Origin of the sequence: Streptomyces sp. DT2A-34, from assembly GCF_030499515.1 — a bacterium.
Classification (GTDB): domain Bacteria; phylum Actinomycetota; class Actinomycetes; order Streptomycetales; family Streptomycetaceae; genus Streptomyces.
In genome coordinates this window covers 1,189,924-1,204,735 of record NZ_JASTWJ010000001.1, presented here as the reverse complement: position 1 = coordinate 1,204,735, position 14,812 = coordinate 1,189,924, and the positions used below count along the sequence as shown (strand labels likewise).

General features: G+C 72.6%; 10 protein-coding genes and 2 pseudogenes. 6 read left to right on the top strand and 6 right to left on the bottom strand.

From position 1 onward, the window contains the following. Window positions 1–201: 201 nt before the first annotated feature. The 3 genes and pseudogenes from QQM39_RS05175 to QQM39_RS05165 form a co-directional block, all read left to right on the top strand. Window positions 202–552: pseudogene (locus tag QQM39_RS05175) on the top strand (NAD(P)/FAD-dependent oxidoreductase); the annotation flags it as partial. Beyond that, on the top strand, window positions 549–1,610 hold the full coding sequence (locus tag QQM39_RS05170) for a saccharopine dehydrogenase (RefSeq protein ID WP_301995442.1): 1,062 nt from the start codon (window positions 549–551) through the stop codon (window positions 1,608–1,610). The pseudogene QQM39_RS05175 and the gene QQM39_RS05170, both read left to right, overlap by 4 nt. Continuing rightward, entirely contained in the window at window positions 1,603–2,784 is a 1,182-nt protein-coding gene (locus tag QQM39_RS05165; protein ID WP_301995441.1) for a saccharopine dehydrogenase family protein, read from the top strand. The genes QQM39_RS05170 and QQM39_RS05165 overlap by 8 nt, the downstream gene beginning before the upstream one ends. Here the strand turns inward: QQM39_RS05165 and QQM39_RS05160 are convergent. The 3 genes and pseudogenes from QQM39_RS05160 to QQM39_RS05150 all read right to left on the bottom strand — a co-directional run bounded on the left by QQM39_RS05160 (window position 2,771) and on the right by QQM39_RS05150 (window position 6,017). Next, window positions 2,771–4,003 carry a serine hydrolase gene (locus QQM39_RS05160; protein WP_301995440.1) on the bottom strand — a complete coding sequence of 411 codons (1,233 nt, stop codon included), beginning with the start codon at window positions 4,001–4,003 and terminating at the stop codon, window positions 2,771–2,773. The two genes, QQM39_RS05165 and QQM39_RS05160, sit on opposite strands and share 14 nt — an antisense overlap. A 66-nt stretch (window positions 4,004–4,069) precedes the next feature. Continuing rightward, a pseudogene (locus tag QQM39_RS05155) lies at window positions 4,070–5,421 on the bottom strand (MFS transporter). Further along, a complete protein-coding gene (locus QQM39_RS05150) occupies window positions 5,418–6,017 on the bottom strand; it encodes a TetR/AcrR family transcriptional regulator (protein ID WP_301995439.1) in 600 nt (199 codons plus the stop codon). Before QQM39_RS05150 ends, QQM39_RS05155 begins: the two are co-directional and overlap by 4 nt. 70 nt (window positions 6,018–6,087) lie before the next feature. On the opposite strand from QQM39_RS05150, the gene QQM39_RS05145 reads away from it, so the two are divergent. The 3 genes from QQM39_RS05145 to QQM39_RS05135 all read left to right on the top strand — a co-directional run bounded on the left by QQM39_RS05145 (window position 6,088) and on the right by QQM39_RS05135 (window position 10,745). Continuing rightward, window positions 6,088–6,537: a PPOX class F420-dependent oxidoreductase gene (locus QQM39_RS05145; RefSeq protein WP_301995438.1), complete on the top strand. Its 450-nt coding sequence runs from the start codon at window positions 6,088–6,090 to the stop codon at window positions 6,535–6,537. Window positions 6,538–6,702: 165 nt separating this feature from the next. Beyond that, window positions 6,703–7,017: a trypco2 family protein gene (locus QQM39_RS05140; protein WP_301995437.1), complete on the top strand. Its 315-nt coding sequence runs from the start codon at window positions 6,703–6,705 to the stop codon at window positions 7,015–7,017. Further along, entirely contained in the window at window positions 7,014–10,745 is a 3,732-nt protein-coding gene (locus tag QQM39_RS05135; RefSeq protein ID WP_301995436.1) for a trypsin-like peptidase domain-containing protein, read from the top strand. The genes QQM39_RS05140 and QQM39_RS05135 overlap by 4 nt, the downstream gene beginning before the upstream one ends. Before the next feature lie 27 nt (window positions 10,746–10,772). On the opposite strand, the gene QQM39_RS05130 is transcribed toward QQM39_RS05135, so the two are convergent. Genes QQM39_RS05130 through QQM39_RS05120 form a run of 3 tightly spaced genes read right to left on the bottom strand, consistent with a single transcriptional unit; the run spans window position 10,773 to window position 14,788 of the window. Continuing rightward, window positions 10,773–11,957 carry a glycosyltransferase gene (locus QQM39_RS05130; protein WP_301995435.1) on the bottom strand — a complete coding sequence of 395 codons (1,185 nt, stop codon included), beginning with the start codon at window positions 11,955–11,957 and terminating at the stop codon, window positions 10,773–10,775. Window positions 11,958–11,995: 38 nt separating this feature from the next. Next, window positions 11,996–13,321, bottom strand: coding sequence for a nucleotide sugar dehydrogenase (locus tag QQM39_RS05125; RefSeq protein WP_301995434.1), 1,326 nt, complete (start codon window positions 13,319–13,321; stop codon window positions 11,996–11,998). Between the two features lie 6 nt (window positions 13,322–13,327). After that, window positions 13,328–14,788 carry a glycosyltransferase family 4 protein gene (locus tag QQM39_RS05120; RefSeq protein WP_301995433.1) on the bottom strand — a complete coding sequence of 487 codons (1,461 nt, stop codon included), beginning with the start codon at window positions 14,786–14,788 and terminating at the stop codon, window positions 13,328–13,330. Window positions 14,789–14,812: the final 24 nt, after the last annotated feature.

Below are 14,812 nucleotides of genomic sequence, written 5' to 3'. Positions count from 1 at the left end.
CCTCACGACCTGGCCTGTGGAGGCGGCCAGAGGCGACGGGGAGGCCCTGAACCATCTCGCTGGTGGAGCAGGGGCCCCGCACGCTGGCGCCGCACCCGGCGTCCCAGATCGCACGGAGACGCTACCCCGAATTGGCCCTGAGGCTCGCAAGCTCAGAAGCCGACCATCACACGATCGGGTTACGCCGCCCCCGTGTGTGCCCCCGACGAACGCCCCGGCTTCGCCACCGACACCCACGACCGCTGGATCCCCCGCCTGGCCGAGGCCATGGAGCACCGTGCCCCCGCCCTGCTCGACCTGCGCCGCACGGGCGGCTGGGCGGGCCTGTACGAGGTCACCCCGGACCACAACGCGCTGATCGGCGAGGCGACTTCCGTATCCCGTTTCCTGTACGCGACCGGCTTCTCCGGCCATGGCTTTCTGCAGGGACCGGCCGTCGGCGAGGTCGTCCGCGACCTGTACCTCGGCCGCGTACCCTTCGTGGACGTCAGCCCCTTGAGCGTCGACCGGTTCGCGGCCGACGCCCCGCGCCCGGAGGCCAACCGCGTATGACCGATCTCCATCTGTGGCTGCGCCACGAGGTCCGTTCCACCGAGCGACGCACCCCGATCGTGCCGTCCGACGCCCGGCGGCTCGTCGAGAGCGGAGTGACGCTGACCGTCGAGGAGTCCCCGCAGCGGATCTTCCCCGTCGAGGAGTACGAGGCGGCCGGCTGCCGTATCGCGCCCACAGGTTCCTGGGTGTCGGCCCCGGCGGACGCCGTCGTCATCGGCCTGAAGGAACTCCCTGACGGTCCGGCCGAACTGACGCACCGGCACATCTTCTTCGGCCACGCCTACAAGCAGCAGCCGGGCGCCGAGGAGCTGCTCCGCCGGTTCGCCGCCGGCGGCGGGGTCCTGCTCGACCTGGAGTACCTGGTGGACGACGAGGGCCGCCGCCTCGCCGCCTTCGGTTTCTGGGCCGGCTATCTCGGCGCCGCCCTGGCCGTCCTCCAGCACCGGGGCAGGCTCGTCGCACCACTGACCCCCACGTCGAAGGACGAACTGGACGAGATGCTCCAACCGGCCCCCGACGACGAGGAGTTCACGGCGCTCGTGATCGGCGCACTGGGCCGCAGCGGCTGCGGAGCGTGCCTCGCGTTCCGGACCGCCGGCGTCGAGGCGACGCCCTGGGACCTCGCCGAGACCCGCGACCTGGACCGCGAGGCCCTGCTGGCGCACGACGTGATGGTGAACGCCGTCCTCGCCACCACCCCCGTCCCGCCCTTCCTCCGCGAACAGGACCTCGACGACCCCGCCCGCCGGCTGCGCACCCTGTGCGACGTCACCGTCGACGTCGGCTCACCCTTGAACGTCCTGCCCGTCTACGACCGCACCACCGAGTGGACCGAGCCCGTACGTCGCCTGCGCAAGGAGCCTCCGCTCGACCTCATCGCCATCGACAACCTGCCCTCCCTGCTGCCCCGGGAGTCCAGCTCCGACTTCTCCTCGGCGCTGCTGCTCCAGCTGCTGGAGTTCGAGGCGGGCGGGCCGTGGGGGCGCTGTCTGGACCCGTTCCACCAGGCCTGCCGTGAACTCGGCATCGCAGAAGGGGAGTCCCGCCATGTCTGACACCTCTGCCCGCGTTCCCGCGAGCGGCACCGTCCACTGGGTCGGCGCCGGACTGTCCACGGGCAGCGGTCTGGCCCGGCTCTGCGACACCGCCGACCGCGTACGGCTGTGGCATCGCACCGAGGGCCGTGCGGCGGACGCCCTGGCCCGGCTGGGACTCGCCGGACGCGCCGAGCCCCGCGCCTACACGCTCCCCGCGCTCACGGCCGAACTGGCGCCCGGCGACGTCGTCGTATCAATGCTGCCCGCGCCCGAACACGCCGGGATCCTCGCGGCCTGCATCCGGCAGCGGGCGCACTTCGCCTGCTCCAGCTATGTGTCGGACGCGGTGCTGGACCAGGCGCCCGCGGCCGCCGCGGCCGGGCTCGTCGTGCTCACCGAGGCCGGCCTCGACCCGGGCATCGACCACCTCTTCGCCCACTGCCTCGTCGGCCGCGCCCGGCAGGCCGTCGGCGACGACACGGCCGCCTCCTACAGCCTGACGTCGTACTGCGGCGGTGTCCCCGCGGTCCCGAACGACTTCAAGTACCGCTTCAGCTGGGCGCCCGCCGGTGTGCTCAACGCCCTGCGCTCACCGGCGCGTTATGTCCGCGACGGTGCCGAGACGGTCGCCGAGCGGCCGTGGGAGGCGACGCGGCGGCATGTGGTGGACGGGGAGGCGTTCGAGGTCTACCCCAACCGCGACAGCGTTCCGTTCGTCGAGCAGTACGGGCTGCCGCACACCTGGAAGCCGCGGACCTTCGTGCGCGGAACCCTGCGCCTGGAGGGCTGGCTGCGTGCCTGGGACGCCGTCTTCGAGGAGCTGAAGGCCGGCGACGACGCCCGAATCGCCGCCCTGGCGGGGGAGTTGGCGGCCAAGTACCCCACCACGGACGCCGACCGCGACCGCGTCGTCCTCGCCGTGTCGCTGGACGTGCGCGGCGGGGACGGGCGGACGTGGTCCGGCAGTTACCTCCTCGACCTGGTGGGGGAGGCGCAGGAGAGCGCGATGGCCCGCTGTGTCTCCCGGCCCCTCGCCCTCGGCGTGCGCCACATCCTGGACGGCTCCCTGTCGGCGGGCCTGAACCGCGCCGCCGGGACGGCGGCCCGCTCGGAGGAGTGGCTGCGTGAACTCGCGCTGGAAGGAGTCGAGTTCACCCTGCGCGTGGACCAGGAGGAGCTCAGCCGCCCGTGACGGCCTCGTGCACGAGCCGCTTGAGGTCCTGGAACATCGTGTGCGAGGTCTTCGGCCGCACCTGCGTCATGAACTGCACCGTCAGGTCGTGGTGCGGGTCGACCCAGAACGTGGTGGTCGCCACCCCGCTCCAGCCGTAGGCGCCGAGGACGGTCGGGGCCTTCGTCCGCGTCGGGTCGATCACCACGGAGACGCCCAGGCCGAAGCCGAGGCCGTCGTTGCCGGGCTCGTCATGGGCGGGGCGGCTGCCGAAGGCGCGCAGGTCGGCGCCGCCCGGCAGGTGGTTGGACGTCATCAGGTCCACCGTCTCGGGGGACAGCAGACGGGTGCCGTCGAGTTCGCCGCGGCGGCGCAGCAGCTCCATGAAGCGGTGGATGTCGTGCGCGGAGGCCGCCATGCCGCCGCTGCCGGACAGGAAGCGGGGGCGGCCGCGCAGCGGGAGCCCGGGGATCGGCTCGATGCCGCCGTCGTCGGTTTCGCCGTACAACTCGGAGAGCCTGTCCGCCTGTTGGTCGCTCACGCAGAACCCCGCGTCGATCATTCCGAGCGGCCCGAAGATCCGCTCGGCGAAGAACTCGTCGAGCGGCCGGCCGGACACGACCTCGATGACGCGGCCCAGGACGTTGGTGGCGACCGAGTAGTTCCACTGCGTGCCCGGCTCGAACTGCAGCGGCAGGCTCGCGTACACGTCGACCGTCCGGGCCAGGTCGGAGCCCGGCAGCACCGCCGAGTCCAGGTGGGCGTCGCGGTAGAGGGCGTCGACGGGATGCGTGTGGTAGAAGGCGAAGGTCAGGCCGGCGGTGTGGGTCATCAGGTGCCGGATGCGTATCGGCCCGTCCGCCGGGCGGGTCACGGTGTCGGCGCCGGATCCGCTGACGTACACCCGGGGCTCGGCGAAGGCGGGCAGATGGCGGTCGACCGGGTCGTCGAGCGACAGCTTGCCCTCCTCCACCAGCAGCAGCGCGGCGACCGAGGTGACCGGCTTGGTCATGGAGTAGATCCGCCACAGCGTGTCGGCCTCGACGGGCAGCCCGGCCGCCAGGTCCCGGTGGCCGTGCGTGGTGAGGTGGGCGACGCGTCCACCGCGGGCGACGGACACCAGGTAGCCGGGCAGACGCCCCTCGTCGACGTAGTGGGCGAAGTGCTGGTCGAGGCGGTCCAGCGCCTTCCCGTCCAGTCCGACCTCGCCCGGGTCGACCTCTTGTGTCAGCAGTGCCATGGCTACTCCTCCGAATGCGTACGACGAGGTGCGCTCCGGCATACCCCGCCGGACCGGCCTCGGATCTCATCGTCGCGCAGGAACACGTGTACGGTCCTTCGATTGGCCATGATCGTCGATTGCCGTCCCCGGCCGTCCCGGCAGCTTTCGGCCCAGCGCCGCACCGGCCAGGGCGACGGCGGCGAGGACGCTCAGCGGCAGCTCGGAGCCGCCGCCCGACCCCATGAGGGCGGTCGCGGCGGCCACGCCCAGCACCGGCCCGAGGTTCATCGCGGTCTGCTGCAGCCCGCCCGCCACCCCGGCCGACTCGACGGCGGCGCCTCGCGTACGACGACGTGGGTCGCCGCCACCATCACCGTGCCGAACCCGGCCCCCACCAGGGCGAACGCGGCGCACAGGGCAGGCGTGGCCGACGCGCGGGACAGGGCGAGGATGCCGAGGGCCAGGACCGCCATGGCCGCCCCGGTCGTACGGCGGGCCCCGGCCCGGCGCAGCAGCACCGCGCACGAGGGCGCCGCGAGCACCATCAGCAGGGCCAGCGGCAGGCTGACCAGGGCGCTGCGCAACGGGTCCAGGCCGAGCGTGCCCTGCAACAGGAACGTGCCGACGAACAGCGCGCCCGACAGCGCCGCCGACGCGGCCACCAGCATGCCGAGCGCCGCACCGACCGCCGCCGAGCCGATCACGTCGGGCGGCAGGAGCGGGCTCGCGGTCCGCCGCTCGTGCCGGACGAAGGCGGCGCCGGTGACCATGGCGGTCGCGGCGGTCCAGGGCCACCCCGGCAGTGCGACGAGGGCGTGCACCAGGCAGGCCAGGGTCACCGCGAGCAGGAGGGCGCCGGGTACGTCGAGCCGGGCGGGGGACATGCCGCGCGCGGGCCGTACGGCGAGGGCGAGCCCACCGAAGACGACGGCGGGTACGACATTCAGCAGGAACACGGCCCGCCAGCCCGGCCCGGCCACCAGCGCCCCGCCCAGGACCGGCCCGACAGCCGCCGCCACCCCGATCGCGGCGGTCCGTACGGCGATCGGCGCCCGCAGCCGGCCGGGCGGGAACGCGGCCCGCAGCATGCCGAGCGTGGCGGGCTGCGACAGCGCCCCGAACACGCCCTGCACGACCCGCAGTGCGACGACCCAGCCGACACCGGGCGCCAACGCGATACCGGCCGACGCGGCGCCGAAGCCGAGCATGCCGATGCCGAAGACGCGATGGTGCCCGTACCGGTCGCCGAGCCGTCCGGCGAACACCAACAGGCTCGCCACCGCGATGAGATACGCGGTGCTGGTCCACTGGACCTGAGCGAAGGAGGCGCCCAGGTCGTGCTGCAGGGCGGGCTGGGCGAGGGTCAGGACGGTGCCGTCGAGCGCGACGATCACGGCGCCGACGACGCTGCTCGCGAGGGTGAGGCGGGGGTTCACTCGCTCACCGGCCCGAGGTGTGCGTCCAGGGCCGAGCGCAGCAGGGGGGCGAAGTCATCGGCGCCCGTGGCGAGTTGGAGGCTGCCCCAGCCCCACAGCTGGGCGATGCCGTGCAGGTTGGCCCACAGCGCGCCCGCCACGAGCCGCGCGTCGACGTCGGGACGCGCCCGGCCGACCAGCTCCACCAGGCGGCCGAAGAGGGGGAGGCTGGTGTCCCGCAGGCCCAAGTGGCCGCTGGCCAGCAAGTCGTGACGGAACATCAGCTCGTACATGCCGGGGTTGCCCAGCGCGAACTCCAGGTAGACGCGCCCCAGTGCGGCCAGCTCCGCACGAGGGCTCGCCGTACCGTCACCGACGGCAGCCGCCGCCGCCGTCGCCGTCGCCCGTCGCGCCAGCTCGTCGAAGCCGCGGCGCGCGATGGCGGAGAGCAGCTCCAGGTGGGTGGGGAAGTAGCGGCGTGGGGCGCCGTGCGAGACACCGGCCCGGCGGGCGATCTCCCGCAGGGTGAGCGCCTGGGCGCCTTCCCGGGTGACGAGATCAACGCCCACGTCGACCAGTCGGGCCCGCAGACCCGTATCGGATTCCTGCACAGACACTGTCTACCATGATCGAGTAGACAGTGTCTACGAAGGGAATGCGCGGACCTCACGGCGGGTTGACCCAGGCATGACCGAGGACGCCACCCAGAACGCACTGCTCGCACTGCTCTCCGAGGGCCACGGCGGGGTGCTGGCCACCCTCAGGCGCGACGGCCGGCCGCAGCTGTCGAACGTCGGCCACGCCTACTACCCCGACGAGCGGATCATCCGCGTCTCGATCACCGACGACCGCGCCAAGACGCGCAATCTGCGCCGGGACCCCAGGGCGTCGTACCACGTCACGTCCCCCGACCGGCGGGCGTACGTCGTCGCCGAGGGCACGGCGGAGCTCTCGCCGGTCGCGAAGGACCCGTACGACGCCACGGTCGAGGAGCTCGTCCGGCTCTACCGGGACGTCCTGGGCGAGCACCCCGACTGGGAGGACTTCCGGGCGGCGATGGTCCGGGACGGGCGGCTGGTGCTGCGGTTGAAAGTGGAACGGGCGTACGGGATCCCGAAGGGGGGCAACCGGGGGTGAGCGGCTGATTGACGCACCGTCATCTTCACCTCCCGCCGTGTCCGCTGCCCGCGAGTGATCGAGTTGCCTCGCCGGGGGAATCCCGAAGAATTGCTGGGAGAGGCATCTCCCGGCGGAGCCCGAATTCGGGCGAGGAACTCCTGCGTGAGGCGAGGGAGTACCGCGATGGCAGACGGACAGCAGGCGGACCGGGCCGATGGGTTGGGTCTCGCGGACATGATCGCCGCGCTGCGCACCGAACTGGAGGATGCTCAGCGGCGCGCAGCGGCGGAGAGCCTGCGTTTCGGGATCACCGATGTCGAGGTCGAGGCCATGGTCCAGATCACCCGGAACACCGCGGGCAGGGCGGGGGTGCAGTTCTGGGTGCTCCAGGCGGGCGGCGAGCACGCGCGCGGCAATGCCACGACGCACCGGATCAAGCTGAATCTCAAGGTGCCCGGCACCACTTTCATCGCCGACAAGGCGGAAGACGCACAATGACCGGGCTGGACGCCGAGCGTTTGGTGTCGCTTTCCGCGGAGGGAAAACGGGGCTCGGGATACCTGCTGACGCCGGATCTCGTCCTCACGGCCGGTCACTGCGTCGGCTCCAAGGGGGCCGCGGTCACGGTCCGCAAATACTGTCGCCGTGAGGGCAGTTATGAACTCCCGGACGATCGGCAGACCTTTCTGGTCGCGGTCAAGGGAGACGCGGAACTCGACTGCGCGCTCCTGGAGTCCACCGTGGACGACCCGTTCCGCACGGGACAGGGCGGCCGGCGCGACGAGGTGCGGTTGGGGCGTCTCGTCGGTGAAGACGCCGTTCCGGCGCAGGCGCTGGGCTTTCCGCGGTCCGGCGTGACCGAGGCCGGAGCGAGGCGGTGGGTGAACGTGGAGGACGTCCGGGGAGCCGTCCTGCCGCTCACGGGGTCGAGACGCGAGGTGCGGCGGCTGAACTTCCAGATCCGGACGGGAGGTTCACCGGCCGTCCAGGGCTCGTCGCTGTGGAGTGGTATGTCGGGTGCGGCTCTGTTCAGCGGGGATCACCTGGTGGGCGTGATCACCGAGGACCGCGCCACGATCGAGGGACGGCTGACGGCACTGCCGGTCGACGCGATCATCGGTGACGACGGCCTCGACGAGGCGAACGCGTGTCTGCTGACGGCGAGGGGGGAGGCGGCCCCCGCGCGGGTCGCGCTCGATCCCGTCTGGGCGGGCGGCGAGAGTCTGACGCCCGCGTACAGCCCGCTGCCCCTGCGCGATCAGTGGTCCGAGGCCGACCTCCTGGAGTCCCGCCATGGCGTCGTGCCCTTCCGGGGCCGCACCGAGCAGCTGGACGCGCTGGTCGACTGGTGCGAACGCGGTGACGGACAGCGCATTCGCCTGCTCACCGGGGGCGGCACCGTCGGCAAGTCCCGACTCGCCCGTGAACTGTGCCGCACGATGGCCGGGAGGGGCTGGGTCGCCGGGGTCGTCGACCCGCTGCACGTGGCGTTCTCCAGCGTCTGCGCCCTGAAGGAGAGGCGGCTCCTCGTCGTCGACGACGCCGATGCCCACGCCGGCCAGCTGGACGCTCTCCTCGCCGAAGCGGCCGAGCACCACGGCCAGGACGCGTTGCGCGTCCTGGCCGTCGCCCAGCGGGGCGGACTGTGGTGGCAGGCGGTCAGACGCCGGTACGAATCACTGGTCGACGCGGAGGATCCCCCGCCGCTTGTGCCGCTGCGTCAAGCCGACCGCGAGGACGTCTACCGTGCGGCGGTCACCGCCTTCAGGGGCTGGTACGCGCAGAGCGACCCCACCGACGCCCCGGCACAGACCGCCTCCGGGCCCGGCGACGAGGCCGTGGCCGACGAGGAACCGCAGGACGAACCGGGCGTGCCCGGGCTCGAAGGGCCCGACTTCGGCAGCTACTTGCTCATCCTGATCCAGGCGCTGGTGGACGCACGGATCAGCATCGGCAAAGTGCCCTCGCGGGCCACCGGACCACCCTCGCGCTCACGCGCCAACGCGTTGCTGGACTACGCCATCGACGTGGAGCGACAGAGATGGCGGACGTCCGCCGAGCGACACGAACTCCCGCACGACCCCGTCCTGCTCGAACGGATCGTGGCCGTCTGCAGCCTGGCGGTGGCCGACGGCGAGACGGACGGGGAACGGGAGACCGAAGCCGCGCGCCGGCTCCGGCTCGTCCCCGACCTCGCCGACGAACCGGAATGGCTCACCCGCGCGTTCGCCCGCTGGCAGCACGCCGAGTTCACCGGCGACGGCTACCTGCGTTCGCTGCAGCCGCTTCGGCTCGCGGAGCGGCTCGGCGCCCAAGTGATCGCTACCTTCCCGGAGTTGGCCACCCAGCTGCTCGATGTCGGTGGCGGAGGACCGGGAATACCGGACGACCCGACCGACCAGGCACGCCAGATCCTGAACGTGCTCCACGTCCTGCAACTCACCGCCGGCTCCGACGCCGCCCGGCCCGACGACACCATGGCGGCCGAGAACAGCATGGCGGAACCGGCCGGGGACACCGGATGCGGCCCGTCGGCCCAACAGCGGGCCCGTGGGACGCTGGAGCGGGCGCTGCGCGACCACGCCGTCCCTGTCGTCAGGCTGGTCAAGCAGGTCGCCGTCACCGATCAGGACCGGTTCGCGAGCGCCATCGGCACATCGCTGGCCGCCGCACTGAACTCCACCCTGCACAAGGAGTCGGCGCAGGAGGTCGCCGCCGAGGTCCTGCGGGAGTTCGACGCCACCTGCGCGGACGTGCTGCTGGAACTCGCCACGGCCGTCGCGGAACACGCGGTGCAGTTCCACCGGCGCGCCGACGCACCGCCCACGCAGGACAACCGCAGGGAACTGGCCCAGGCCCTGCAACGGTGGTCCCTGTACCTGGCCAGTTCGGGCCTGCGCATCCGGGCGCACGAGGTCGCGGGGCAGGCGGTCGACACCTTCCACGCCCTGCAACAGCTCAGCCCGTCCGAGGAGCACGAGTTCTACCTCGCCGAAGCCCTCAAGGACCTGGCGGACCGGCTCGTGGACGTCGGACGGTTCGAGCACGCCGACAACTGCGCCGGGGACGCCATACGACGCCTGGAGGCGCTGTATCAGCGCGACCCCACGCGCAGGCACGCCTTCGGCCTGGTGAAGGCCCTGTGCACCCGGGCCACGGCGGCGCACCGGGTCGGCCGCCAGCGCGAGGCGCTGCAGGCGGCGAACGAGGCGTGCGACCTGATCGAGCAGTTGCCGCAGCCGGGCGAGGGCGAGGGCGAGGACGCGCACGAACCGGACGAGATCCAGAGCATGAGGGCGTTCGCGCTGCGCGGCCTCGCCTGGCAACTCGGCGCGAGCGGACACGTCGACCGGGCGGTGGCGAAGGGGATCGAGAGCGTCGAGGCGTACGAGGCTCTGCGCCAGGGGGCTCCGGGCCTGTGGAAGCGGGACATCGCCGAAGCCCTGTCCGTCCTGGGCGTCCAGCACGGCGCCAGGGGAGAGTGGGACGCCTGCGTCGCCCGGCACAGCGAAGCCGTGGACGGGCATTACAAGGCACTGGAGCGGGAGTACCGCGAGGCCGTACGGCCGCAACACGCTCTCGCGCTGGGCCGGTTGGCGCAGGCATACCTGGGCCGGGCGCGGACCCGGTCGGGCGAGAGCCGGCACGAGGACCTGCAGCGGGCGCTGGATCACGTCGAGGAGGCGTTGGACCAGTACGAGAGGATGCGCAAGGAGGACCGATGGGCCAACCGCGTCCATGAGGCATGGACGAGCTCGCTGGAAGCGGAGGTTCTGCTCGCGCTCGGCGGCACGGACCGGCAGCACCGCGGTGCGGCCGTCACGCGGCAGAGCTTCGGACGGGCCGAGGCCGCTGCCCGGCGGGCACTGTCGCTGTACGACGAGATCGACGTACGTGCCTGGAAGCTGAGGTTCGCCCGAGCGCACGCACAGGCGCTCCTCGCCAAGTCGTACGGGGGCAGGGGCCGCCCGCGGGGCAAGGTCCTGCGCGCACACGAGCAGGCCAAGCACGCGTTCGCCCGCCTCGACGCCGAGGAACCCGGGCGGGCCGAGGACGAGTTGCTCAGGATCGAGAACGCGATCGAGGGCCTCAAATCGACCGGCCCGCCGGTGCAGCCCCGCGCGCAGCCCGCCGTGAACCGGTCGGGCAATCGGCGTAGGCGGCATCAGCCCAAGCCCCGTCTCAAGGGCCGTCAAGGTGCCCATGTGCGGCGCAGACACCGGTGACACGGACGCCCCCACGCACCCGGGACCCTACTGAGGACCCGGACGGGTACCGGCTGGTGCTGTGCCGACGGGCTTGGTCCGACGACCAGCGGGCGTCGGGTTCGCGGACGCCTCCTTCGCCCAGGACTCCAGGCACATCGCGAACTCGGTCGCACGGTCGGCCCAGTTGAGGTCGGAGAGCGCCGCTTCCCAGCCCCGTACGGCCGCGCGGCGGCGCATCTGACGGTCGGCACGCAGGTGTCGTACGGCCATGGCCGCCGTGGCCGGGTCCTCGTAGGGGACGACGAGGCCACAGCCGTAGCGCTCGACCAGTTCGGCCGCCAGCGGGGTGGGTGTGGTGACGACGGGGACGCCGTGGGCCATGTACTCCACGGCCTTGGTGGGCCGTGAGTGGCGGTAGTTGGGCTGGTCCCGCAGGAGGGAGAGGCCGGCGAGGGCACCGGAGAGCAGACCGAGGGCGCGGTCGTTGGGCAGGTACCCGTGCCAGCGCAGCACGCCGTCCCGGTCGGCCTCGGTGAGCGCGCCCCGGATGTCGGGATCCGCCGCGCCGATCACCTCGACCCGGATGTCGGGCGCCAGCAGCCGTGCCGTCTCGATGAGTTCCAGCGCGCCCCGCTCCCGCGACAGGTGCCCGAGGTAGACGGCCCGGTCGTCGCCCGGCGGCTCGGGCGGCTCGGACGGCACTGTCGCGAGGTTCGCCACGACGGGATGGGTGCGGCGGAAGCGGTGCTGGTAGGCGTCCTCGGCGAGCAGCAGCCGCAGATGCCGCTCCGCCAGACGCTCGGCCGCCCATACGGCCAGCCGCAGCGGCGGCCGCAGCGGCCGGGGCAGCCAGCGCTTCATCACCAGCGCCGCCGCCGTGTCCTCGTGCACGTCCCACACGGTGACCGGAGCGCGCCCCGCGCGCCGCCAACCGCGCAGCGTGCCGGGCAGGGCCAGCAGCAGCTCGGGGTCGTGCAGCAGCACCACGTCCACCGTCGGTCCACGCTCGGCCAGCAGCGCGCGGGCCGCGCGCAGCGCCGCCCGGCGGTCCCGGCCGGCGGCCCGGGGCAGGTCCACACCCTCGACGTACGGCCGCGGTGTCACCTCCCGGGCCGCGAACGGCGCGGCGTACACGATCCGGTGGCCGCGCTGTCGCAGGGCGGCGATCTCCCGGTGCAGGATCCGCGCGTCCTCGGGGTGATGGACGACGGTGACGACGAGTATCCGCATCAGCGCACCTTTCGAAGTGGCCCCGAGATCCAGGCCGGTCACAGCACCTCGACCCCGGGCCGGAAGATCCGCCCCCGGGTGTCGAACAGCAGCCTGGCCGCGTCGCCGAGGGCCGGCAGGTCGTAGGCCGAGTGGTCCTGGAGCAGGATCGTCAGGTCGTGCTCGCGCACCGCCGCCATGACGTCGTCGACGCGCGGGACGCTCACCCCGTCCACGGACCACAGCCGCACGTTCGGGTCGTGGAAGGAGACCTCGGCCTGCCGCTCCCGCAGCAGCCGCGCCACGGGTACCGCCGGCGACTCCCGCTGGTCGGCCACGTCCGGCTTGTAGGTGACCCCGAGCAGCAGTACCCGGGAGCCGTGCAGCGGCCGGCCGGCGGTGTTGAGGAGGTCCTGGGCGCGGCGTACGACGTACTCCGGCATCCGCCGGTTGATCTCCTGGGCGAGTTCGACGAACCGGAACTCGTAGCCGAGCGAGGAACGCACCTTGTACGACAGGTAGTTGGGGTCGATGGGAATGCAGTGGCCGCCGACGCCGGGACTGGGCCGGAACGCCTGGAAGCCGAAGGGCTTGGTGCCGGCGCAGCGGATCGCGTCCCACAGGTCGACGTGCAACTCGTGGCTGATGACGGCCAGTTCGTTGACCAGGGCGATGTTGACGTGCCGGTAGGTGTTCTCCAGCAGCTTGGCCATCTCGGCCTCGCGCGTGCCCTTCGCCTGGACGACGGTGTCGACGAGCTTGCCGTAGAAGGCGACGGCGCGTGCCGCGCAGGTCGGGGTGCAGCCGCCGACCACCTTCGGCGTGGTGCGCAGCCCGTGCGCGGTGTTGCCGGGGTCGATGCGCTCCGGTGAGAAGGCGAGCGCGAAGTCGACGCCCACCCGAAGCCCCGACTCCTCCAGGAGCGGCCGTACGACCTCCTCGGTGGTCCCCGGATAGGTGGTCGACTCCAGCACCACCAGCTGTCCGGGCCGCAGCCGGCCCGCCACCGTCCGCGTGGCCGAGACGACCGCGCCGAGGTCGGGCCCGCCGTCCTTGCCGAGCGGGGTCGGCACACAGATGACGACGGTCTGGGCGCGGGCCAGACAGGCGGCGTCCGTGGACGCGCCGAAGCCGGCCGCCCGCATCCGCAGGACGTCCTCGTCGGAGACGTCGTCGACATGGGAGTGCCCGGTGTTGAGCGCCTCCACGACCCGGGTATCGCGGTCGAGGCCGACGACCCTCAGGCCGACCGACGCCGCCTCACGCGCGAGCGGCAGTCCGACGTAGCCGAGTCCGATCACGGCCAGATCGACGTGATCGGGCCGTTCTGCTTCCCCGAGCGGTTCGCTCTCTTCCCCGAGCGGTCCGGTCTGGTCCACCTGCATAGGGATTCACCCCGCATCAAGGCATCCGAGGGTGCGGTACGCGTCACGGGTTGTGGCGGCGACCCGCTTCCAGGTGCGGTCACGCGCGACCATCGCGCGGGCGGCTGCTCCCCACTCAGAACGCCGATTTCGACTGTAAAGGAGTATTTCCAGCTCATCAGCCCAGGAATGTCGTGATTCGGGCTTGATTAGCCTTCCGTTCACCTCGTGTTCGACCAGTTCTCTCAGTGCGGTGACGTCACTGGCGGCTACGGGAACACCGCTCGCCATCGCCTCGACCGGCTTGAGAGGGGTCACCAGATGGCAGACGCGCTCGTCGGTGCGGGGCACCGCGAACACGTCCAACACGGCGTGGAAATAGCGCACTTGGGCGTGCGGCACCCGGCCGGTGAACAGGGCGACCCCGTCGTCCAGGCCCAGCCGGGCGGCCAGCCGCTCCAGCCCGGCGCGCTCCGGACCGTCGCCGACGATCAGCAGCCGCAGCGGGACGCCACGCCGGATCAGCTCTTCACCCGCATGGAGCAATGTGTCGATGCCCTCGTGCGGGGTGAGACTGCCGACCGTGCCCACGACGAACTCGTCCGGCGCGATACCGAGCCGGGCCCGCACCGGCGCCCCGTCCGGCAGCGGAGTCAGGAAGTCGTCGTCCACGGCGTTGGGCGCGATCAGGACCCGCTCCTCGGGCACTCCACGGCCCACGATCTCGGCCTTCATCGCCTCGCCCAGCGTCAGCACCAGATCGGCCTCACGCATGCAGAACGTCTCCAGGGCGCGCCGCGCCCGGTACGTCTCGTCGCCCCGGCCGCGGCCCGGCGCCTGCGTCAGCCAGGTCTCCTCCAAGAAGCCCCGCACCTCGTAGACCACCGGCAGCCCGAAGGTCTCCCGCAGGGCGAGCGCCACACGCCCGTTGCCGTGGTCGGACGCGGCGTGCAGCACGGCCGGTCGCAGCCGCTCCACCAGCAGGGCGGCCAGTTCGGCGTTACGCGCCAGCGCCGCGGCCTGCCCGTACGGCAGCCGCAGCGGAAGCAGCCGGTGCTGCGGCACCCCGCCCACGCGCTGCGACGGGCGGGCGTCCAGCACCCCCTGCGTCACGGGGAAACCGATCCGCGTCACGACATGCGGGTCCAGCCCGGCCGCCGACTGGGCCTCGGCGAGCTTCTGCGTGCGCACGGTGTAGCCGGCGTGCCGGAACGGCAGCCCGTTGGTGACCAGGTGGAGCACCCGGCCCGGTACGGGGCGAAACCGACGGCCGGGGGGTGCGGGCACCCGCGCGGCGGACGGCGCCGCGACCGGCCCCGCGGTGCGGGCGCGCGCGGCGAGCCGCCGTTCGAGCGGCTGTAGTCCGCGCCGGGCGCGGCCGGGCAGCAGGCGCATCGCGAGCAGTGCGGCCCGCAGCGGATCCTGGCGCAGTTCGCCAACAGCCACCGAGGCAGCCAGACTGAGGGCGCGTGGAACATTACGTGACATATCGCCAAGGTAGGCCGCCGGGGC

Bases quoted from the DNA above. Each gene is read 5' to 3' on its own strand.
- QQM39_RS05170 (WP_301995442.1), top strand. From the start codon at position 549: ATGACCGATCTCCATCTGTGGCTGCGCCACGAGGTCCGTTCCACCGAG.
- QQM39_RS05165 (WP_301995441.1), top strand. From the start codon at position 1,603: ATGTCTGACACCTCTGCCCGCGTTCCCGCGAGCGGCACCGTCCACTGG.
- QQM39_RS05160 (WP_301995440.1), bottom strand. From the start codon at position 4,003: ATGGCACTGCTGACACAAGAGGTCGACCCGGGCGAGGTCGGACTGGAC.
- QQM39_RS05145 (WP_301995438.1), top strand. From the start codon at position 6,088: ATGACCGAGGACGCCACCCAGAACGCACTGCTCGCACTGCTCTCCGAG.
- QQM39_RS05140 (WP_301995437.1), top strand. From the start codon at position 6,703: ATGGCAGACGGACAGCAGGCGGACCGGGCCGATGGGTTGGGTCTCGCG.
- QQM39_RS05135 (WP_301995436.1), top strand. From the start codon at position 7,014: ATGACCGGGCTGGACGCCGAGCGTTTGGTGTCGCTTTCCGCGGAGGGA.
- QQM39_RS05130 (WP_301995435.1), bottom strand. From the start codon at position 11,957: ATGCGGATACTCGTCGTCACCGTCGTCCATCACCCCGAGGACGCGCGG.
- QQM39_RS05125 (WP_301995434.1), bottom strand. From the start codon at position 13,321: ATGCAGGTGGACCAGACCGGACCGCTCGGGGAAGAGAGCGAACCGCTC.
- QQM39_RS05120 (WP_301995433.1), bottom strand. From the start codon at position 14,788: ATGTCACGTAATGTTCCACGCGCCCTCAGTCTGGCTGCCTCGGTGGCT.